At 68.4% G+C, this 18,342-nt stretch carries 22 protein-coding genes; 15 read left to right on the top strand and 7 right to left on the bottom strand.

From position 1 onward, the window contains the following. Window positions 1-36 precede the first annotated feature (36 nt). Window positions 37-1,458 (bottom strand): GumC family protein, encoded by a 1,422-nt coding sequence (locus tag Q7T09_RS02655; protein ID WP_304697419.1) that lies wholly within the window; start codon window positions 1,456-1,458, stop codon window positions 37-39. 261 nt (window positions 1,459-1,719) lie between these two features. Between Q7T09_RS02655 and Q7T09_RS02650 the strand changes: the two genes are divergently transcribed. Next, window positions 1,720-2,415, top strand: a complete 696-nt coding sequence (locus Q7T09_RS02650; protein WP_370689193.1) for a polysaccharide biosynthesis/export family protein — start codon at window positions 1,720-1,722, stop codon at window positions 2,413-2,415. A 42-nt stretch (window positions 2,416-2,457) separates the two neighbouring features. Here Q7T09_RS02650 and Q7T09_RS02645 read toward each other — a convergent pair whose 3' ends face one another. Continuing rightward, complete coding sequence (locus Q7T09_RS02645; protein WP_304697417.1) at window positions 2,458-2,727, bottom strand: sel1 repeat family protein; 270 nt, start codon at window positions 2,725-2,727, stop codon at window positions 2,458-2,460. Window positions 2,728-3,076: 349 nt separating this feature from the next. On the opposite strand from Q7T09_RS02645, the gene Q7T09_RS02640 reads away from it, so the two are divergent. Both Q7T09_RS02640 and Q7T09_RS02635 read left to right on the top strand, forming a co-directional pair. After that, entirely contained in the window at window positions 3,077-3,562 is a 486-nt protein-coding gene (locus Q7T09_RS02640) for a hypothetical protein (RefSeq protein ID WP_304697416.1), read from the top strand. A gap of 175 nt (window positions 3,563-3,737) precedes the next feature. Further along, window positions 3,738-4,160: an RcnB family protein gene (locus Q7T09_RS02635; RefSeq protein WP_304697415.1), complete on the top strand. Its 423-nt coding sequence runs from the start codon at window positions 3,738-3,740 to the stop codon at window positions 4,158-4,160. Window positions 4,161-4,232: 72 nt separating this feature from the next. Here the strand turns inward: Q7T09_RS02635 and gatB are convergent, their stop codons facing one another. Then, window positions 4,233-5,729 carry an Asp-tRNA(Asn)/Glu-tRNA(Gln) amidotransferase subunit GatB gene (gene gatB / locus Q7T09_RS02630; RefSeq protein WP_304697414.1) on the bottom strand — a complete coding sequence of 499 codons (1,497 nt, stop codon included), beginning with the start codon at window positions 5,727-5,729 and terminating at the stop codon, window positions 4,233-4,235. Window positions 5,730-5,837: 108 nt separating this feature from the next. Here gatB and Q7T09_RS02625 point away from each other — a divergent pair, with 108 nt between their 5' ends. Further along, the gene (locus Q7T09_RS02625) at window positions 5,838-6,152 is read left to right on the top strand and encodes a hypothetical protein (RefSeq protein ID WP_304697413.1); all 315 of its coding nucleotides are present in this window, start codon (window positions 5,838-5,840) and stop codon (window positions 6,150-6,152) included. A gap of 60 nt (window positions 6,153-6,212) precedes the next feature. On the opposite strand, the gene gatA is transcribed toward Q7T09_RS02625, so the two are convergent. Further along, entirely contained in the window at window positions 6,213-7,685 is a 1,473-nt protein-coding gene (gene gatA, locus Q7T09_RS02620; RefSeq protein ID WP_304697412.1) for an Asp-tRNA(Asn)/Glu-tRNA(Gln) amidotransferase subunit GatA, read from the bottom strand. A gap of 4 nt (window positions 7,686-7,689) precedes the next feature. Continuing rightward, window positions 7,690-7,977, bottom strand: a complete 288-nt coding sequence (gene gatC / locus Q7T09_RS02615; protein ID WP_304697411.1) for an Asp-tRNA(Asn)/Glu-tRNA(Gln) amidotransferase subunit GatC — start codon at window positions 7,975-7,977, stop codon at window positions 7,690-7,692. 113 nt (window positions 7,978-8,090) lie between these two features. On the opposite strand from gatC, the gene ruvX reads away from it, so the two are divergent. After that, the gene (ruvX, locus tag Q7T09_RS02610) at window positions 8,091-8,564 is read left to right on the top strand and encodes a Holliday junction resolvase RuvX (protein WP_304697410.1); all 474 of its coding nucleotides are present in this window, start codon (window positions 8,091-8,093) and stop codon (window positions 8,562-8,564) included. A gap of 90 nt (window positions 8,565-8,654) precedes the next feature. Here ruvX and Q7T09_RS02605 read toward each other — a convergent pair whose 3' ends face one another. After that, a complete protein-coding gene (locus Q7T09_RS02605; RefSeq protein WP_304697409.1) occupies window positions 8,655-8,837 on the bottom strand; it encodes a hypothetical protein in 183 nt (60 codons plus the stop codon). A 252-nt stretch (window positions 8,838-9,089) separates the two neighbouring features. On the opposite strand from Q7T09_RS02605, the gene Q7T09_RS02600 reads away from it, so the two are divergent. The 9 genes from Q7T09_RS02600 to dprA all read left to right on the top strand — a co-directional run bounded on the left by Q7T09_RS02600 (window position 9,090) and on the right by dprA (window position 15,869). Further along, window positions 9,090-9,593, top strand: a complete 504-nt coding sequence (locus Q7T09_RS02600; RefSeq protein ID WP_304697408.1) for a MarR family winged helix-turn-helix transcriptional regulator — start codon at window positions 9,090-9,092, stop codon at window positions 9,591-9,593. Continuing rightward, entirely contained in the window at window positions 9,590-10,267 is a 678-nt protein-coding gene (locus Q7T09_RS02595; RefSeq protein WP_304697407.1) for a hypothetical protein, read from the top strand. Before Q7T09_RS02600 ends, Q7T09_RS02595 begins: the two co-directional genes overlap by 4 nt. A 92-nt stretch (window positions 10,268-10,359) precedes the next feature. Next, window positions 10,360-11,337: an aspartate carbamoyltransferase catalytic subunit gene (locus Q7T09_RS02590; protein ID WP_304697406.1), complete on the top strand. Its 978-nt coding sequence runs from the start codon at window positions 10,360-10,362 to the stop codon at window positions 11,335-11,337. Beyond that, window positions 11,337-11,918: a TIGR00730 family Rossman fold protein gene (locus Q7T09_RS02585; protein ID WP_304697405.1), complete on the top strand. Its 582-nt coding sequence runs from the start codon at window positions 11,337-11,339 to the stop codon at window positions 11,916-11,918. Before Q7T09_RS02590 ends, Q7T09_RS02585 begins: the two co-directional genes overlap by 1 nt. Then, window positions 11,915-13,207 (top strand): dihydroorotase, encoded by a 1,293-nt coding sequence (pyrC, locus tag Q7T09_RS02580; RefSeq protein WP_304697404.1) that lies wholly within the window; start codon window positions 11,915-11,917, stop codon window positions 13,205-13,207. Before Q7T09_RS02585 ends, pyrC begins: the two co-directional genes overlap by 4 nt. 59 nt (window positions 13,208-13,266) lie before the next feature. After that, window positions 13,267-13,569 carry a helix-turn-helix transcriptional regulator gene (locus Q7T09_RS02575; protein WP_304697403.1) on the top strand — a complete coding sequence of 101 codons (303 nt, stop codon included), beginning with the start codon at window positions 13,267-13,269 and terminating at the stop codon, window positions 13,567-13,569. A 12-nt stretch (window positions 13,570-13,581) separates the two neighbouring features. Then, window positions 13,582-14,115, top strand: coding sequence for an AAA family ATPase (locus Q7T09_RS02570; protein WP_304697466.1), 534 nt, complete (start codon window positions 13,582-13,584; stop codon window positions 14,113-14,115). A gap of 24 nt (window positions 14,116-14,139) precedes the next feature. Then, entirely contained in the window at window positions 14,140-14,781 is a 642-nt protein-coding gene (gene plsY, locus Q7T09_RS02565) for a glycerol-3-phosphate 1-O-acyltransferase PlsY (RefSeq protein ID WP_304697402.1), read from the top strand. Next, on the top strand, window positions 14,778-15,869 hold the full coding sequence (gene dprA, locus Q7T09_RS02560; RefSeq protein ID WP_304697401.1) for a DNA-processing protein DprA: 1,092 nt from the start codon (window positions 14,778-14,780) through the stop codon (window positions 15,867-15,869). The genes plsY and dprA overlap by 4 nt, the downstream gene beginning before the upstream one ends. Here dprA and Q7T09_RS02555 read toward each other — a convergent pair. After that, window positions 15,866-16,063 carry a hypothetical protein gene (locus Q7T09_RS02555; protein WP_304697400.1) on the bottom strand — a complete coding sequence of 66 codons (198 nt, stop codon included), beginning with the start codon at window positions 16,061-16,063 and terminating at the stop codon, window positions 15,866-15,868. The two genes, dprA and Q7T09_RS02555, sit on opposite strands and share 4 nt — an antisense overlap. A 160-nt stretch (window positions 16,064-16,223) precedes the next feature. On the opposite strand from Q7T09_RS02555, the gene topA reads away from it, so the two are divergent. Beyond that, window positions 16,224-18,342: type I DNA topoisomerase (gene topA, locus Q7T09_RS02550; RefSeq protein WP_304697399.1), on the top strand; the 2,119-nt coding region annotated here is incomplete at its 3' end.

The following is an 18,342-nucleotide window of genomic DNA, read 5'->3' as shown; positions in this document are numbered from 1 at the left end:
CAGGGGGAGCGAACGGCGGCCGTTCGCCACCCCCGGTCACCGGACCTTCATCGGCGCGGTGGCCAGCACCGGCAAGTCAAGGGTGCGGGAGGCCGACTGCGCCGTGGGCAGGCCCGGCCGCAGGAACATGCGCAGCAGGCCCGCGCACAGGGCGGTGAAGGCGGCGAACAGGAAGGCCAGCACGATCACCGGCTTCTTCAGGCTCTTGCCCTTCGTGGGGGGCGTGGCCCGGCTGACAATGCGGATGTTGTCGTTGGTGGTCGAGGCGATCTCGCTGGCGGCCCGGCTCTGCTGTTCCTTGACCGTGAAGTCGCGGACGCTGGCCTGCAGGACGTCGCGGTCCAGGGACAGGGCCTGGAACTTCGGCTCCAGCTCGGCCAGGCGCATCCGGCGCTCGGTGAGCTGGGCGACCTGATTGGCCAGAGTCACCTGGGACTGCTTCAGCGCCGCCACCTCGGCCGTGAGCTGGATCTTGTCGGTCTGGATCGTCTGATAGACCGGATTGACGCCGATCCGCCGGGCGCCTTCGCCCTGGGTGCGGCCACTGGAGATACCGGCCTCCAGCTGGGCGATCTGGGCGTCGAGCTCCTGCACGGGCCGGGCGTCGTTCTTGTAGCGTGACAGCAGGTCCTCCCGCTGCAGCTTCAGGGTCATCAGCTTGTCGTTGGCGGCGCTGGAGATGTCGCGATAGAGACCCACCTCCTGCGAGACCTGGCCCATCTGGGATTCCAGCATGGCCAGCCGGCCCATGCGATCCTGGAGCTGGGTGTCGGTCTGGTATTTCTGCTGCTCGATCTGCTGCTGCAGTTGGCCCAGGGAGGTCTTCTCGGCCACGAAATCGCCGATGCGATTGTTGTTCAGGAAGTCCTCATAGGCCGCGTCGGCCTGTTGCAGCCGGGCCTCGAAGGCCTCGCGCTGCCGGCCGAGCGCCGGAGAGGTGGGGTCGGTCAGCACCGCGCGGCGGTAGATCAGGTACTCCTCCAGCAGGGTGTTGAGCACCAGGGCCGCGGTCTCGGGGTTCTCGTGGGTGAAGCTGATGCGGATGATCGGGGTGTCCGGGGCGGTCTCGATCTTGGTGGAGGAGTCCAGGTTGCGGATGGCCTGGCCCAGGATCAGCTTCTTCTCGGTGGCGTCGGCTCCGGCGTACTTGGCCGCCAGGGTCGGATAGATCCGCGCCAGGCCCAGCTTGTCGATCACCCGCTGCTTGAGTTGGCCCGAGCCGAGGATCTCGGTCTCCGACTGAATCACCTGGTCGGAGTCCGGCACCGCGCCGCGGCCGGCGTCGCCGGAGCGCGGCTCATAGACATATTCCTGGCCCAACCGAACCAGGACGCTGGAATAGGCGGGATAGGTGGTCTTCATGGTGAAGGCCGCCGCGGCCCCGAGGACGAAGATGATCGAAAACACCGCCACCATGAGGTAGCGTTCGCGCCACAGAAGGGTCGCGAAGTCCGACACGGCGTAGCGCGGTCGCGCGGCCCAGTCGGGGCGCGACGCTTGATCGTGCGGTCTGATTGTCCAAGCCCCTGGCGCGGCCATGCGATTCCGACTGTTCTAGCCCTACGGAGGGAACGTGGCGGGGGACGATTAACGTTCCATTACCCATTCTCGTTAAGGTTTGCGGTCATGCGTCCCAGCCTGAAATTCGCGTCCGTCCTGCTGGCCTGTGCGAGCCTCGTGGCCAGCGGCTGCGCCCCTCACCTGCCGCGCCTGCCGCGGATGGATCTGCTGGGCCGCATCGACGAGCCAGAGCCCCGCGGCGCGAGGGCGCAGCGCGAGGGTCAGGGGACTTTCGGCGACATTCCCTATGCGACCTGGAGCGACTACGAGCCGCCCTATCGGTTCTATCCGGGCGACGAGATCGAGGTCAGCCTGCCCTCGGCGCCGGAACTCAACAAGACGGTGACGGTGCAGCCCGACGGCCGCATCTCCCTGCCCCTGATCGGCGGGGTGATGGCGGCCGACCGAACGGGACCTGAGCTGCAGGGCGCGCTGTCGGAGGCCTATGCCAGCCAGTTGCTGCGGCCGGCGGTCGACGTGACCCCGAAAGCCGCGCCGCTGAAGGTGTTCGTGGGCGGCGAGGTGGGCAATCCCGGCATCTACGACATGGTGGGCGACACCGACGCCCTGCGCGCCGTCATCCAGGCCGGCGACTTCAAGCCAAGCGCCGACCGTGACAAGGTCATCATCTTGCGGCGCGGCCCGGACGGGCGCGGCATGATGCGGACGGTGAAATTGGGGAAGGGCCTGAAGAATCCGGCCGCGGACCTCGTGCCCCTGCGCCGGTTCGACATCGTCTATGTGCCGCGCAGCGGCGTGGCCAACGCGGCCCTGTTCGTTCAGCAGTACTTCCGCGACCTGTCGCCGATCCAGTTCGGATTCAGCTACGCCCTGGGCGCCCAAGTCGGTCAGTAGCCCAAGCCCGATGCTGGCGGTCGCCAGCATCGCATCGACGCCTCAGCCGTGGGCGAGCCATTCGCGCGCCTGGCGCTGGGCCTCGGCCACCTCGTCGGAGGCCATCTCCTGGCTGAGTTCCTTGCGGTAGATCTTGGCTTCCATCGAGCCGCGCATGGCGGCCAGGTTGAACAGCATGTGAGCCGAGACATAGTCCAGCGGCGCGCCGCCCTGCCCCGTCGAGTACAGCAGACCCATGCGGAACAGTTCGTCCCCGGAGGCATCGGCGCCTGGCAGCGGAAGGCCGCCCTCCGATTCCACGCTCGTAAGCATGATTTTCGTTCCCTCTTCTGGCCGGCAGGCCCCGTTCTGGGGCGCATCACCGACCATCGTGGGATCAGAGAAGTCGATAGCCACTGAACATATGGTTAAACTCAAGGACTGCGGTGTTCAGCCGCAGGTGGAAACAGCATTCGCCGGCGTTACTGCCCGGAAATCTCCACGCCGAATGTAAACCCAAAATGGGTTCCCCCTTCCCGCCACACCCGTTAACGCCAAGGGCGACCAGCCGCTCCCGTCACGCGCGAGGGTGGCAGACGGCCAAGCTTGGATTGAGTAGGTCTTGAGACACATCTCTTGGCTGCGGTCGAAGAGAGTCGACCTGGCGGCTGGAGAGACCTGAGTGAAGAGCACCATCCTGAGCATGACCGCCCTGGCGGCGATTTGTGGCGGTTTCGCCCTGTCCGCCACCGGCGCCCAGGCGCAGTCCTGGGATCCCCACGCGGGCTATTCCAGCCAACGGCGCGAGGAACGCTGCGATTGCTACGACTATGGCGCGCGCCAGGACCATTACTATTCGTATGAGGAGCGCCGGGGCGGCGGCTATCAGGACAACCGCCAAGCCTACGGCCCGCCGCCGCCGGCCGGCGCCAGCTACTATGCGCCGCCCGCGGCCGGTCAGAACAACATGGGTTATTTCGAGCAGTACGAGCCCGGCCGCAGCGTCTGGCGCCCCGGTCTGCTGCTGCCGCCCTACTTCCGCGGCTACATGGTCACCGACAACCGCCTGGCTCGCAAGCGCGGCTACGCCTGGTACCGGGTCGGCAACGAATACATCCTGGCCAGCACCTCCACCGGCGAGGTCCTCCGGATCGTCACCTTCCCCTGACGCCGGCCTGGCTCCGCGGGCGGCCCCTCGCCGATCGGGCGGGCCGCCCGCGGAGCTGCTCTCCGACCTCCCCGTTCCCTTCCAGCTTGGCGTTCAGGCGCGGTTCAGCCTGCCGGCGCCACCGTGACGCACGAGGGATGTCCGCCCGTCAGGGCGTGGTGAAGGAGACGTGGGCATGAAGCGTCTGATCTTGAGCCTGGCCGCCATCGCGGCCGTCGCCGGCCCCATGGCCACCGCCGCCCAGGCGCAGTCCTATCATCGCGATCGCTACGAAGACCGGTATGACCGCCGGGACTATCGTCACGACCGCCGCGACTGGGATCGGGGCCGCTATAACGGCTACTACGCGGGAAGCCGCTGGAACTACGGCCCGCCGCCGGCCGCCTATTACGGCAACCCCTACTATCGCCCCGGCTACACCCAGTGGCGCCGCGGCGCGGCCTTGCCGGCCTACTACCGGGGCTATCCGGTCTATGACTACGGGCGCTACCGCCTGCGCCAACCGCCGCGCGGCTATGCCTGGTATCGAACCGGCAACGACTATGTCCTGGCGGCCATCGCCACCGGGATCATCTTCGAGGTCATCAGCAACAACTGAGGCTCAGGCCTGACTCGAAGGGCCCCGGAGTTCACACTCCGGGGCCCTTTTCATGGGTGCGCCACAGCGGCGTCAGCCGATGCCAAGTTTCGCCTTCAGCAGTTGATTGACGGTCCCAGGATTGGCCTTGCCGCCGGTCTCCTTCATCAGCTGACCGACGAACCAGCCGATGGCCTGGGGCTTGTCCTTCACCGCGGCCGCCTGGCCCGGATTGGCGGCGATCAGCTTGTCGATCATGGCCTCCAGGGCGCCGGTGTCGGAGACCTGTTGCAGGCCCTGCTTCTCGACGATGGCGCGCGCCCCGCCCTCCCCGGCCCACATGCGGTCGAAGACATCCTTGGCGATCTTAGAGGAGATGACGCCCTCCTCGATCAGGGTCACCAGTTCGGCGATGTCGGCGGGCTTCAGCGGGCTGTCGCCGATGTCCTGGCCGGCGGCCGTGAGCCGGGCGGCCAGTTCGTTGGTCACCCAGTTGGAGGTCAGCTTGGCGTCGCGGCCCTTGGCGGCCTCCTCGAAGAAGTCGGCGCGAGCCTGCTCGGTGATCAGGACGCCGGCGTCATAGGCCGACAGGCCGTACTGCGACTGCAGCCGGGCCTTCTTGGCGTCGGGCAGTTCGGGCAGCGAGTCCTGAATCTTCTTCACCCAGGCCGGATCGAGGATCAGGGGCAGCAGGTCGGGATCGGGGAAGTAGCGGTAGTCGTGCGCCTCTTCCTTCGAACGCATGGAGCGGGTCTCGATCTTGTTGGGATCGAACAGCCGGGTCTCCTGGATGATCTTGCCGCCGTCCTCAAGGATCTCGATCTGGCGCCGCGCCTCGTACTCGATGGCTTGCTGGATGTAGCGGTAGGAATTGACGTTCTTGATCTCGCAGCGCGTGCCAAGGTGGCTGAAGCTGCCGGTCTCGCGGAACTTCTCGTAATCGCCGGGGCGGCAAACCGAGACGTTCACGTCAGCGCGCAGATTGCCCTTCTCCATGTCGCCGTCGCAGGTGCCCAGATAGACCAGGATGGTGCGGACCTTCTTCACATAGGCCGCGGCCTCGGCGGCCGAGCGCATGTCGGGCTTGGAGACGATCTCCATGAGCGCGGTGCCGGCGCGGTTCAGGTCGACATAGGTGGCGTTGGGGTCCTGGTCGTGCAGCGACTTGCCGGCGTCCTGCTCCAGGTGCAGGCGCTCGATGCGCACGGTGAAGGTGGAGCCGTCGTCATGCTCGACGATGACCTCGCCCTCGCCCACCACGGGATCCTTGAACTGGCTGATCTGATAGCCCTGGGGCAGGTCGGGATAGAAGTAGTTCTTGCGGTCGAAGGTGGAGCGCAGGTTGATCTGGGCCTTGAGACCAAGGCCCGTGCGGACCGCCTGCTCGACGCAGAAGCGATTGATCACCGGCAGCATGCCGGGCATGGCGGCGTCCACCAGGCTGACCTGCTCGTTGGGTCCGCCGCCAAAGCCCACGGCCGCCCCGGAGAACAGCTTGGCCTTGGAGGCCACCTGGGCGTGGATCTCAAGCCCCAGGACCATTTCCCACGGACCGGTGCGGCCCTCGATCACTTTGGAGGTATCAGTCATGCCGCCTTCCTAAACCGGGCCGCGCGCCAACGAAAGCACCTTGCGCGGTCGGCGATTTTGCAGCTTTGCTGGCGGCGCAAAAACACCCCCTCGGGGAAGGGAAACACCATGAAGACATCACTCGCCGCCGGCCTCGTTGGCCTGTCGCTCTCGTTCGGCCTGATGGCCGCCGCCCCGGCCCTGGCCCAGGCGCCCGCCGCCTCGGGGCCGCTCTCGGTCGAAACGACCCCGATCGAAACCCTGGCGTCCAATCCGGCGGCCAAGGCCGTCCTCGACAAGGACATTCCCGGCCTGACCAGCCATGAGGCCTATGACCAGTTCAAGTCGATGAGCCTGAAGCAGGTCCAGCCGATGTCGCAAGGCGCCCTGACCGACGACATGCTGGTCGCCGTCCAGGCCGACCTGGACAAGCTGTCGAAGTAGGATCGCCTGGAAGTCGAATACAGAAGGCCCCCGCCGGCGACGGCGGGGGCCTTTTCATTGTCACCACCAGCGGGCGGGCTTGGCGCGGAAATCGGCGGCCTTTTCAAGGGCGCCGCCGAGGGAGAACAGGGTCCCCTCGTCCAGGGCCTTGCCGATCAGCTGCAGGCCGAGGGGCAGGCCCTTGTGATCGACGCCGGCGGGGATGCTCATGCCGGGCAGGCCCGCCAGGTTCACCGTCACCGTGAAGATGTCGTTCAGGTACATGGCCACCGGATCGTCGGCGTTCTCGCCGAGCCCGAAGGCCGCCGAGGGGGCTGTGGGGGTCAGCAGGGCGTCGACCTTCTGGAAGGCCTGGTCGAAGTCGTCGGCGATGCGGCGGCGCACCTTGAGCGCCTTGACGTAATAGGCGTCGTAATAGCCGGCCGAGAGCACGTAGGTGCCGATCAGGATGCGGCGCTTGACCTCGGTCCCGAACCCAGCGGCCCGCGTGTTCACATAGGTCTCGGTGAGGTTGGCGCCCTCGACGCGCAGGCCGTAGCGCATGCCGTCATAGCGGGCGAGGTTCGAGGAGGCCTCGGCCGGGGCGACGATGTAGTAGGCCGGCAGGGCGTACTTGGTGTGCGGCAGGCTGACCTCGACGATCTCGCAGCCGGCGTCCTTCAGCCAGGCGATGCCCTTTTCCCAGAGTTCGTCGATCTCGGCGGGCATGCCGTCGACCCGGTATTCCTTCGGGATGCCGATCCGCAGGCCCTTCACCGACTTGCCCACGAAGCTCGGGAAATCGGGGACCTCGATGTCCAGGCTGGTGGAGTCCTTGGCGTCGTGGCCCGACATCGACTTCAGCAGGATGGCCGCGTCCTCCACCGTCTTGGCGATGGGGCCGGCCTGGTCGAGGGATGAGGCGAAGGCCACCACCCCCCAGCGCGAGCAGCGGCCGTAGGTCGGCTTGATGCCGACGGTGCCGGTGAAGGCCGCCGGCTGGCGGATCGAGCCGCCGGTGTCGGTGGCCGTGGCGCCCAGGCAGAGGTCGGCGGCCACCGCGGTGGCCGAGCCCCCCGACGAGCCGCCCGGCGTCAGCTTGGCGTTCTGACCCTCGGCCCGCCAAGGATTAACCACCGGCCCGAACGCGCTGGATTCGTTGGAGGAGCCCATGGCGAACTCATCCATGTTGAGCTTGCCCAACATCACCGCCCCGTCGCGCCACAGATTGGCGGTGACGGTGGATTCGTAGGTGGGCACGAAATTGCCCAGGATGTTGGAGCAGGCCGTCGAGCGGACGCCTTCGGTGCAGAACAGGTCCTTGATGCCGAGCGGCGCGCCTTCCAGGGCCCCGGCCTCGCCCCTGGCCCGGCGGGCGTCGGCGGCGCGGGCCATGTCGAGGGCCTTTTCCGGGGTCTCCAGGACGAAGGCGTTGAGGGGCTTGGCCGCGGCGACCGCGTCGACATGGGCCTGGGTCAGCTCCTCCGAGGAGAAGGACTTGTCGGCGAGGCCGGCCAGCGCCGCCTTGAGGGTGAGCGAGGTCAGTTGGGACATGGGTTTACTCGACCACCTTGGGCACGACGAAGAAGCCGTCCTTGGTCTTGGGGGCGTTGGCGAGGATCTTGGTGACGTCGCCGCCCTCGGTGACCACGTCTTCGCGCATGGGGGCGGCCACGGCCACGGCCGAGGTCATGGGCTCCACGCCGTCGGTGTCCACCTCGGACAGCTGCTCGATCCAGGCCAGGATGCCGCTGAGCTCGCGGGCGAGCGGCTCCAGCCGTTCCGGCGGCTCGGCGATGCGGGCAAGTCTGGCGACCTTGCTGACGGTCGCCGCGTCGATGGCCATGAGGGCCTCCTGATGTTTCGAGCCAGGGGTTAGCCGTGCGGCCCCGCCTTTGACAAGCGATCCGTCGCGAAACTCCCGGTCGCCGCGCCCTTCCCCACCCGTTATGTAGCCCCATGGCCGTCGTCGATCTCACCGAACTCCCAGCCCTGCTGCCACGCTACGGCGCCCTGGTGGGGCTCGACCTCGGGGAGAAGACCATCGGGGTGGCGGTGTCGGACCCGACGCGGATGGTGGCCAGCCCCCTGGAGCTGATCCGCAAGACCAAGTTCACCGACGACGCCAAGGCGTTGTTCAAGCTGATGGACGGCCGCGAGGTCGCCGGGATCGTCATCGGCCTGCCGGTGAACATGGACGGCACGGAAGGGCCCCGCGCCCAGTCCAGCCGCGCCTTCGCCCGCAACCTGCTGCGCCTGCGCCCCGAGCTGGTGATCGCCTTCTGGGACGAGCGGATGAGCTCCATGGCCATCAACCGCTTCCTGATCGACGAGGCCGACATCAATCGCGCCCGCCGCGCCGAGGTGGTGGACAAGATGGCCGCCGGCTGGATCCTGCAGGGGGCGCTGGAGCGGCTGCGGGGGCTGGCTTAGGGGGCGGGGGACCACGGCTGCATTCGACCTGAGCGGACTACCGTGAAGGACGGCCCCTGCCCATCGCGGCCGTCGCCAACCATGCCCGACCTACGTCGCACCGTGCAACTGCGCCGCCACTTCGACCGCGAAGACCAACGTGACCGCGCAACAGTCGACCAGAAGCGCGATCCGGAACAACAGGAGCAGGCCGCGCTGATAGCGCCCCTCCGCCTGCCAGGCCTTTTTGCTGAACGCATAGCCCCAGAACCAGAAATGCTGCCCCGGGAACATGGGAAAGGCCGGAACGGGCGGGGTCTTAGATCGGGCGTAGGGCCACGTGCGACCGCAATCCACCCGTGGCAGAGCGGGCGCGGCCACGGTGATTGGAGACCTGATCACCCCCCTCACATTTGGCCCTTGCGGCGATATCTTGCCATCAAGCTCCGCGTTGACAAGATGATATGCCTCCGTACTATTAGGTGCCTAATTACTTCTGAGGCGCAACCGGTGGTCCCAGATCTCACTCTTCGCGACACGCCAGCCTTGGAGGTCCTCAGCCGCCGGCGCGAGGCGCTGGGCCACATCGACCCCGAGGCGCTGGTGGCCGCCCAGGACTTCCTGCGCGTCGCAAAACGCATGCTTGGCGCGTTCGGCGAGGCTTTCAGCGCTCACGGCCTCTCGCCCAGCCGATACGCGGCGCTGATCGCCCTGGACGTCCAGCGGCCGTCCATGGCGCCATCCGAGATCGCCGATCGCGTGGGCGTGACCCGCGCAACGGTCACCGGGCTGATCGACGGGCTGATGCGGGACGGCCTCGTGACCTATGCGGCAGAGGGGACAGACCGCCGCCGCAAGTCCATCGCCCTGACCCGCAAGGGCGAGGCGCTGATCGACGTCGTGGTTCCCGACATCTTCAAACGCATGGCCGAATTGACGGCCCCGCTGTCTCCCGACGAGCGCCGCCTGGCGGTCCGTATCCTCGGCAAGGTCGAGGACGGTCTGGCCTCGGCGCGCCTTGCTGAAACCAAGGAGGAAACACGCTCATGACCCTCGCCGCCGCTGGAGGCCGCGCCCGGCCCAAGTCCGTCTGGCTGGCCGCCGGCCTGATCCTTCTGGCCTACGCCGCCCTTGGCAACTGGCTGGTGCTGCCCGGCTATCATCGTTTCCTGGCCCATGGTCATTCGAGCGCCGATAGGGCGGGGCTGGACCTGGCGCTGATTTGGGGTGCGAGCAAGACCATCGTTTGGATGCTCTCCTTCCATCTCGGCGCCTTCTGCGTGACCTGGGCGGCGCTTCACGCAATCGGCGAGCGGTCACGGACTTTCCGGCGATGGTTCGCGCTGGGCGCCCTGGTCTGGATCGGACTTTGGACGATCCCCACCCTGCCGGGCCCCTACACCGCGATGTTCGCCGGGGTCGGCGTGCTGATCCTGCTCCTGATAGCCATCGCGTTCGGTCGCGCCGCCCTGACCGGTGAGGCGTTCGCCCACGCCGGTGGCGCGCACTGGCGGATCGCCAGCGCCTTCTTCTTCGCCCTCGCCACCTGGGACATGTGCGGACTGGGCAGCGTGGGCGAAATCCTGCACCCCGACGCCGCGGCGCGCGTGGCCAATCAGGCGCTGGTGGTGGCCCAGACCACCAAGCTCATCGTCGAACTCGCGATCGCCTGGGGTCTCCTGGCGATCTCCGCCTTCCCCGCCCGGACCCGCAGCGCCGCCTAGGGTGACGAACGGGGGTCGCCGCTGCTGATACCTGTGCGCGCTTTCGGGTCGCCCTTGTGGTCAACCGCGGCCTCGGTTACCACCCCCCTTTAATGACATCCCTGCCCCCTGGTCTGAACGAGGTTCTCGGAAGAACCTTCCCGTTCCCGCGGCGACACTTCCTATCGGTGCTCGATCTGAACGAGGTGGAGGTGGCCAACCTCCTCGACCTCGCCGACGGCTTCGTGTCGCTCAACCGTCAAACCTCCAAGAAGCTCGACCTGCTCAAGGGCCGGACGCTGATGAATCTCTTCTTCGAGAATTCGACGCGGACCCAGAGTTCCTTCGAGCTGGCCGGCAAGCGGCTGGGGGCCGACGTGGTCAATATGAGCCCGCGCTCTTCGTCGATCTCCAAGGGCGAGACTCTGATCGACACCGCCGTGACCCTGAACGCCATGCAACCGGACCTGCTGGTGGTGCGGCACGGCTCCTCGGGCGCGGCCTCCCTGCTCTCCCAGAAGGTCACCTGCTCGGTGATCAACGCCGGGGACGGCCAGCACGAACACCCGACCCAGGCCCTGCTGGACGCGCTCTCCATGCGCCGCGCCTTCGGCCGGATCGCGGGACTGCGGGTCGCCATCTGCGGCGACGTCCTGCACTCCCGGGTGGCGCGGTCCAATGTCAGCCTGCTGCAGATGCTGGGCGCCGAGGTGCGCCTGGTGGGCCCGCCGACCCTGATGCCGGCGGCCGTCGACCGCTGGAAGGTCGAGGTCTTCCACAACATGCGCGAGGGCATCGCGGGCTGCGACGTCGTCATGATGCTGCGCCTGCAGCTGGAGCGCATGGACGGGGTGATGGCCCCCTCCCAGCGCGAATATTTCCGCTTCTACGGCCTGGATCGCGAGAAGCTGGCCTGCGCGGCCCCCGGCGTGCGGGTCATGCACCCGGGCCCGATGAACCGCGGCGTCGAGATCGACTCCGACGTGGCCGACGACCTGTCGGTCAGCCTGATCCAGGACCAGGTGGAGATGGGGGTGGCCGCCCGGATGGCGGTCCTGGCCTCCCTGGCCGCCCGGCTGGACAACGTCTGATGCGCTCGGTGGGCGTGTTCTGCGGCGCGAGCCCCGGCGGCGACCCGGCCTATACGGCCGCGGCCAGGGCCATGGGAAGCGCCGTCGCCGGACGGGGCCTGACCCTGGTCTATGGCGGCGCCAAGGTGGGCCTGATGGGCGCCGTGGCCGATGCGGCGCTCTCCGCCGGCGGCGAGGTGTTCGGGGTGATGCCCGAGGCCCTTATGGACAAGGAGATCGCCCACGAGGGCCTGACCCGGCTGGAGGTCGTCCCCTCCATGCACGAGCGCAAGGCGCGGATGGCCGAGATGGCCGACGGCTTCGTCGCCCTGCCCGGCGGCGCCGGCACCCTGGAGGAGATCTTCGAGATCTGGACCTGGGGCCAGCTCGGCTTCCACGCCAAGCCGGCGGGGTTCCTGAACGTGATGGGCTATTTCGACCACCTGCGGGCCTTCGTGGACCACGCGGTGGGCGAGGCCTTCCTGAAGGCGCCCCACCGCGACATGCTGATCTTCAAGTCGGAGAGCGGCGAGATGCTGGACGCCCTGGCGGCCTACAAGGCGCCGGTGACGGAGAAATGGATCGGACGGCCGGAACTATGAGCGCGCGTCCCACAGCCTTCCTCAACGCCCGCATCGTCGACCCCGCCAGCGGCTGGGACGGCCCCGGCGCCCTGCTGGTGCAGGGCGGCAGGATCGCCGACGTAGCCCATGGCGGCGACCTGGGGGCCCTGTCGGCCGACATCGAGGTCATAGATGCGAGAGGCGCGATGCTGGCGCCGGGCCTGGTGGACCTGAGGGTCAAGACCGGCGAGCCCGGCTCGGAGACCAAGGAGACGCTCAAGTCGGCGGGCCTGGCCGCGGCCGCCGGCGGGGTCACCTCCATCGTGCTGCAACCCGACACCGATCCGGTCATCGACGAGGCCTCGGTGGTGGACTTCATCCTGCGCCGGACCCGCGACATCGAACTGGTCCACGTCTATCCCGCCGGCGCCGCCACCAAGGGCGCGCGGGGCGAGCGGATGGCCGAGATCGGTCTGATGGCCGAGGCCGGTTGCGTCTATGTCACCGACGCCGACCGCCCGATCGTGGACTCCAAGGTCATGCGGCGGGTGCTGTCCTACGCCAAGAGCTTCGGCGTTCTGGTGGCCCACCGGCCGGCCGATCCCTGGCTAAGCCACGGGGCGGCGGCGACGGAGGGCGAGTTCGCCGGGCGCATGGGCCTGCCCAGCACCCCCACCTTCGCCGAGAAGATCATGCTGGAGCGGGACCTGGCCCTGGTGGAGATGACCGGGGCGAACTTCCTGGTGGACCAGGTGACCACAGCCTGCGCGCTGGAGAGCCTGGCGCGGGGCAAGGCCAAGGGTCTGCCGGTCACGGCCACCACCTCCATCAACCACCTGTCGTTCAACGAGATCGACATCGGCGACTACCGCACCTTCATGAAGTTCGACCCGCCGGTGCGCGGCGAGGACGACCGCCAAGCGGTGATCGAGGCCCTGGCCAGCGGCCTGATCGACATCGTGGTCTCGGCCCACGCGCCGGCGCCCGCCGAGGACAAGCGCCTGCCCTATGATGAGGCCACCCCCGGCGCCATCGGCCTGCAGACCCTGCTGCCGGCCCTGCTGGCCTTCCACCACGAGGGGCGAATCCCGCTGATCGATCTGATGCGGGCGGTGACCAGCAAGCCCGCCCAACTGCTGGGCCTGAACGCCGGGACGCTCGCCAAGGGCGCGCCGGCCGACCTGGTGCTCTGCGACCTCAACGCCCCCATCGTCATCGACGCCGACAAGCTGCGGTCGAAGTCCAAGAACTCGCCCTTCGACGGGCGTCGGCTGCAGGGCGAGATCCGCATGACGCTGGTGGATGGACGAGTCGTCTACCAAGCCTGAGGTTGCCTGAAGCGGCGGCGGCGCCTAGGGTCCGCGCAGCAACTTAGCCAATTGGCGATATGACGAACGCACTCGCCTTCAAGGCCCTCGGCAACGACCGCCGCCTGCAGATCCTGGCCTGGCTGAAGGACCCTCGCGCCCACTTCCGCGAGCAGGTGGACGGCGACCTGGAGGAGGATGGTGTCTGCGGCGTGCTGATCGCCGAGAAGCTGGGGGTCAGCCAGCCGACCCTCTCGGAACACATGCGGGTCCTCACCCAGGCGGGCCTGGTGACCCCCAAGCGCATCAAGCAGTGGACCTTCTATCGCCGGAACGAGGCCCGGCTGGCGGCCCTGACCGCGGCCCTGGCGGGCGAGGTTTGAGCGTTGCGCCAGGTGGTGATGGTCTCCGGCGCCCCGGGGGCGGGGAAATCGACCCTGGCCGGGCCCCTCGCGGAGGCGCTCGCCCTGCCCCTGCTCTCAAAGGACGTGATCAAGGAACGGCTGGCCGACGTGCTGGGCCAGAGGGACGAGCCGGAGGTCTGGACCAAGGCCCTGGGCAGCGCCGCCATGGAATTGATCTGGACCCTGGCGGCCCTATCGCCCGCCGTGGTGCTGGAGGCCAATTTCCGTCCCAAGAGCGCCTATGAGCGCCGCATGCTTACGGGTCTGGGCGGCGCGCTGGTAGAGGTCTATTGCCGCTGCCCGCCGCAGGAGGCGAGCCGGCGCTATTCGGCCCGGTCCATGATCGGAGATCGTCACCCCATCCATACCCTGCGCGACCTGCCCGCCGACCTGTTGGCCGAGTATGATGGCCCCGTCGGCCTGGGCCGGGTGATCGAGGTCGACACCACCGGGCCGGTGGATGTCGTCACCCTGGCCGCCGCCGTCCGCGCGGCGCTGGATGACGAAACCGCTGGAGGCGGGTAGGACTCCTCTCAAGGGGGAACCGCCATGTTCGAGTCACTCAGTCCCGTGCTGATCGCCGCCACCGTCATCGGGGGCTACTTGCTGGGCTCCATTCCCTTCGGCGTCATCGCCACCCGCCTCGGCGGAGCCGGCGACGTGCGCGACATCGGGTCGGGCAATATCGGGGCCACCAACGTCCTGCGCACCGGCCGCAAGGACCTGGCGCTGATCACCCTGCTCGGCGACGGCGGCAAGGGCGCGGTGGCGGTGCTGATCGCCTGGCTTGCCACGCGGGAGAACACCAAGGACGCCCAGGCGGTCCTGACCTCCATCGCAGCGGCCAGCGCCTTCCTGGGGCACCTGTTCCCGGTCTGGCTGAAGTTCAAGGGCGGCAAGGGGGTCTCGACCTTCTTCGGCGTCATGCTGGCGGCGGCCTGGCCGGTGGGCCTGGCGGCGGGGGTCACCTGGCTCGCGGTGGCCTTCCTGCTGCGCCTCTCCTCCCTGGCGGCCCTGGTGGCCGTGGCGCTCGCGCCGATCTACGTCTTCGTCTTCGACCGCCCCCTGCCCATCGCGTGGCTGGGCCTGTTCATGGCGGCGCTTGTCTTCATCCGCCACGCCGACAACATCGCCCGCCTGCTCAAGGGCCAGGAGCCGAAGATCGGGGCCAAGGGGAAGGACGCCGCTTGACCCGGACGCTCACCGACGCCGCCCGTCGCGACTGGCTGCGGCTGGCGCGCACCGAGAACGTCGGGCCGGTCACCTTTGACCAACTGATCGCCCGCTATGGCGAGGCCTCCCTGGCGCTCGCCGCCCTCCCCGACCTCGCCCGGCGCGGGGGACGGATATCCCCCCTGGGCGTCCCCACCCTCGACGAGGTCGAGCATGAGCTGGCGGAGGGCGCGGCCCTGGGCGCGCGGCTGATCTGTTCCTGCGAGGCCGACTTTCCCCAGCCCCTGGCGGCCCTGGACCCGCCCCCGCCGATCCTCTGGGCCTGGGGGAACCTCCACCTGCTGCAGGGCTCCTGCGTGGCGGTGGTGGGCGCGCGGGTGGCCTCGGCGGCGGGACAGAGGTTCGCGCGAGGGCTCGCCGCCGACCTGGGCGCGGCCGGACAGATCATCGTCTCTGGCATGGCGCGCGGGGTGGACGGGGCGGCCCACGAGGGCGCGCTGCCCACCGGGACCATCGCCGTCCTCGGCGGCGGGATCGCCGACATCTATCCGCCCGAGCACCGCGACCTGCACGCCCGCATCGTCGAGGCCGGCTGCGTGGTCTCCGAGAGCCGGCCGCGCCAGACCGCCCAGGCCAAGGACTTCCCCCGCCGCAACCGGATCATCTCCGGGTTGTCGCGCGCCGTCGTGGTGGTGGAGGCCGAGATCCGCTCCGGCTCGCTGATCACCGCCCGCCTGGCCGCCGAGCAGGGCCGCGAGGTCCTGGCCGTGCCCGGCTCGCCCCTGGACCCGCGGGCCAAGGGGACCAACGACCTGATCCGTCAGGGCGCGGCGATCTGCGAGGGGGCCGAGGATGTGCTGCGGGCCTTGGAGGGGTTCGGCGGCTTCCGCGAGCCGGGGCCCGAGCGCTATGCGGGCGGACCGGCCGAGGTCCCCGACGCCCTGCGCGAACAGGTGGCCGACCTGCTCTCCCCCACCCCGGTGTCGCGCGACGAGATCGTGCGCGCCGCCAAGGCGCCGGCGCCTCTGGTGCTGGCGGCCCTGATGGAGCTCGCCCTGGCCGGCCGCGCCGAACTGCTGCCCGGCGGCATGGTGTCACGGGCCTAGTGGGGAGGGTCCGGCGGTCCGGCGGCGGCGCGAGCGGCGTCGAGGGCGGCCATCATCAGGGTCGTGGCCAAGGAGCGGTAGCCCCGGGTGGCGGCCAATTCCGCCAACTGGTTCAAGACCTCCTCGATGAAGGCCGCGGTCGCCTGAGGCGAGCCCTTTGGGTTCCACTGTTCCATATGTTTGAAGCAGGACATTACCCGATTCCGACTCAACACGCGCGGAAAGGTTGTAGGTCAACCGCCAATTGTAGAGCTTGAAGATGAACAGGGCCCGTTGACATGGGCTAGGCGCACACCCCACCTTCCGGGCCCTTGAATTTCGGGCGCTTCGCCCCTGGACCGCCCTTAAAATCGCATGAACCTCGTCGTCGTCGAGAGCCCGGCCAAGGCCAAAACCATCAACAAGTACCTCGGGTCGGACTATAAGGTCCTGGCCTCGTACGGCCACGTCCGCGACTTGCCGGCCAAGGATGGCTCGGTGAAGCCCGACGAGGATTTCCTCATGCTGTGGGACGTGGACGCCAAGTCCGCCAAGCGGCTGTCGGAAATCGCCGACTTCGCCAAGTCCGCCGACAAGATCATCCTGGCCACCGACCCCGACCGCGAGGGCGAGGCGATTTCCTGGCACGTCCTGGAGGTGCTCCAGAAGAAGAAGGCCATCAAGGGCGCCACGGTGCAGCGGGTGGTGTTCAACGCCATCACCAAGTCCGCCGTCACCGAGGCGATGAAGCATCCCCGTGACATCGACATGGAGCTGGTGGAGGCCTATCTCGCCCGCCGCGCCCTGGACTATCTGGTGGGCTTCACCCTCTCGCCGGTGCTCTGGCGCAAGCTGCCGGGCTCGCGTTCGGCCGGACGGGTGCAGTCGGTGTCCCTGCGCTTGGTGGTGGACCGCGAGATCGAGATCGAGCGCTTCAAGAACCAGGAATACTGGACCGTCGAGGCCGACGTCACCGCCGGCAGCGACCCCTTCCTGGCCCGCATGGTCAAGCATGACGGCAAGCGGCTGACCAAGTTCGACCTGGGCGACGAGGCCACGGCCATGGCCGCCAAGGCCGCCGTGGACGGCGCGGTGCTGAAGATCGCCTCCGTCGAGAAGAAGCCGGCGCGCAGGTCCCCTGCCCCGCCCTTCACCACCTCGACCCTGCAGCAGGAGGCCGCCCGCAAGCTCGGCTTCTCCACCCAACGCACCATGCAGGCCGCCCAGAAGCTGTACGAAGGCATCGACATCGGCGGCGAGACCGTGGGTCTCATCACCTATATGCGGACCGACGGCGTGCAGTCGGCGCCCGAGGCGCTGGACGAGGCGCGCGTCGTGATCGGCGGGCTCTACGGCAAGGAGTACGTCCCCGAGGCCGCCCGGATCTACAAGACCAAGGCCAAGAACGCCCAGGAGGCCCACGAGGCCATCCGCCCCACCAGCCTGGCCCGCAACCCCGGCTCCCTGCGCCTGGAGAGCGACCTCGGCCGGCTCTATGAGCTGATCTGGAAGCGGATGATCGCCTCCCAGATGGAGGCCGCCCGCATCGAGCGGACCACCATCGAGCTGGAGAGCGCCGACGGGAAGACCGGCCTGCGCGCCACCGGCCAGGTGGTGCTCTTCGACGGCTACCTCGCCGTCTATGAGGAAGGCCGCGACGACGAGGGCGACGAGGAGAGCGGCCGCCTGCCGATGGTCAAGGAAGGCGCCGACGCCAAGGTCATCAAGGCCCGCGCCGACCAGCACTTCACCGAGCCGCCGCCGCGCTATTCGGAAGCCAGCCTGGTGAAGAAGATGGAGGAGCTCGGCATCGGCCGGCCCTCCACCTACGCCTCGGTGCTCACCGTGCTGCGCGACCGCGAATACGTCCGCATGGACAAGAACCGGTTCATTCCCGAGGACAAGGGACGGCTGGTCACCGCCTTCCTGGAACAGTTCTTCGCCCGCTACGTCGAATACGATTTCACCGCCGGCCTGGAAGAGAAGCTCGACCTGGTCAGCGACGGCAAGCTCGACTGGAAGGCGCTGCTGCGCGAGTTCTGGACCGACTTCCACGCCGCCGCCGACGACATCGGCGAGCTGCGCGTCAGCCAGGTGCTGGACGCACTCAACGAGAGCCTCGGCCCGCACATCTTCCCGGCCAAGGAAGACGGCTCCGATCCGCGCCTCTGCACCACCTGCGGCACCGGGCGGCTGTCGCTGAAGACCGGCAAGTTCGGCGCCTTCATCGGCTGTTCCAACTATCCCGAATGCCGCTTCACCCGACCCATCGCCCAGTCGGAAGGCGACGGCGACGCCGCCGAAGTCACCGACCGCGAGCTGGGGGTGAACCCCAAGACCATGCAGGCGGTCTGGCTGAAGAACGGCCGCTTCGGCCCCTATGTCCAACTCGGCGACGGCGAGAAGCCGAAGCGCTCCAGCCTGCCCAAGGGCTGGTCGGTGGCGGCCATGGACCTGGAGAAGGGTCTGCGCCTGCTGCGCCTGCCCCGCGAGG

This window comes from Phenylobacterium sp. (genome assembly GCF_030645195.1).
Classification (GTDB): Bacteria; Pseudomonadota; Alphaproteobacteria; order Caulobacterales; family Caulobacteraceae; genus Phenylobacterium.
This window is presented reverse-complemented; position numbering and strand designations above follow the sequence as displayed.

What these genes read in the sequence shown, in the direction of transcription:
- Q7T09_RS02650 (WP_370689193.1), top strand. Translation starts at nt 1,720, where the DNA reads ATGGATCTGCTGGGCCGCATCGACGAGCCAGAGCCCCGCGGCGCGAGG.
- Q7T09_RS02645 (WP_304697417.1), bottom strand. Translation starts at nt 2,727, where the DNA reads ATGCTTACGAGCGTGGAATCGGAGGGCGGCCTTCCGCTGCCAGGCGCC.
- Q7T09_RS02635 (WP_304697415.1), top strand. Translation starts at nt 3,738, where the DNA reads ATGAAGCGTCTGATCTTGAGCCTGGCCGCCATCGCGGCCGTCGCCGGC.
- gatB (WP_304697414.1), bottom strand. Translation starts at nt 5,729, where the DNA reads ATGACTGATACCTCCAAAGTGATCGAGGGCCGCACCGGTCCGTGGGAA.
- Q7T09_RS02625 (WP_304697413.1), top strand. Translation starts at nt 5,838, where the DNA reads ATGAAGACATCACTCGCCGCCGGCCTCGTTGGCCTGTCGCTCTCGTTC.
- gatA (WP_304697412.1), bottom strand. Translation starts at nt 7,685, where the DNA reads ATGTCCCAACTGACCTCGCTCACCCTCAAGGCGGCGCTGGCCGGCCTC.
- gatC (WP_304697411.1), bottom strand. Translation starts at nt 7,977, where the DNA reads ATGGCCATCGACGCGGCGACCGTCAGCAAGGTCGCCAGACTTGCCCGC.
- ruvX (WP_304697410.1), top strand. Translation starts at nt 8,091, where the DNA reads ATGGCCGTCGTCGATCTCACCGAACTCCCAGCCCTGCTGCCACGCTAC.
- Q7T09_RS02605 (WP_304697409.1), bottom strand. Translation starts at nt 8,837, where the DNA reads ATGTTCCCGGGGCAGCATTTCTGGTTCTGGGGCTATGCGTTCAGCAAA.
- Q7T09_RS02595 (WP_304697407.1), top strand. Translation starts at nt 9,590, where the DNA reads ATGACCCTCGCCGCCGCTGGAGGCCGCGCCCGGCCCAAGTCCGTCTGG.
- Q7T09_RS02590 (WP_304697406.1), top strand. Translation starts at nt 10,360, where the DNA reads ATGACATCCCTGCCCCCTGGTCTGAACGAGGTTCTCGGAAGAACCTTC.
- Q7T09_RS02585 (WP_304697405.1), top strand. Translation starts at nt 11,337, where the DNA reads ATGCGCTCGGTGGGCGTGTTCTGCGGCGCGAGCCCCGGCGGCGACCCG.
- pyrC (WP_304697404.1), top strand. Translation starts at nt 11,915, where the DNA reads ATGAGCGCGCGTCCCACAGCCTTCCTCAACGCCCGCATCGTCGACCCC.
- Q7T09_RS02575 (WP_304697403.1), top strand. Translation starts at nt 13,267, where the DNA reads ATGACGAACGCACTCGCCTTCAAGGCCCTCGGCAACGACCGCCGCCTG.
- plsY (WP_304697402.1), top strand. Translation starts at nt 14,140, where the DNA reads ATGTTCGAGTCACTCAGTCCCGTGCTGATCGCCGCCACCGTCATCGGG.
- Q7T09_RS02555 (WP_304697400.1), bottom strand. Translation starts at nt 16,063, where the DNA reads ATGTCCTGCTTCAAACATATGGAACAGTGGAACCCAAAGGGCTCGCCT.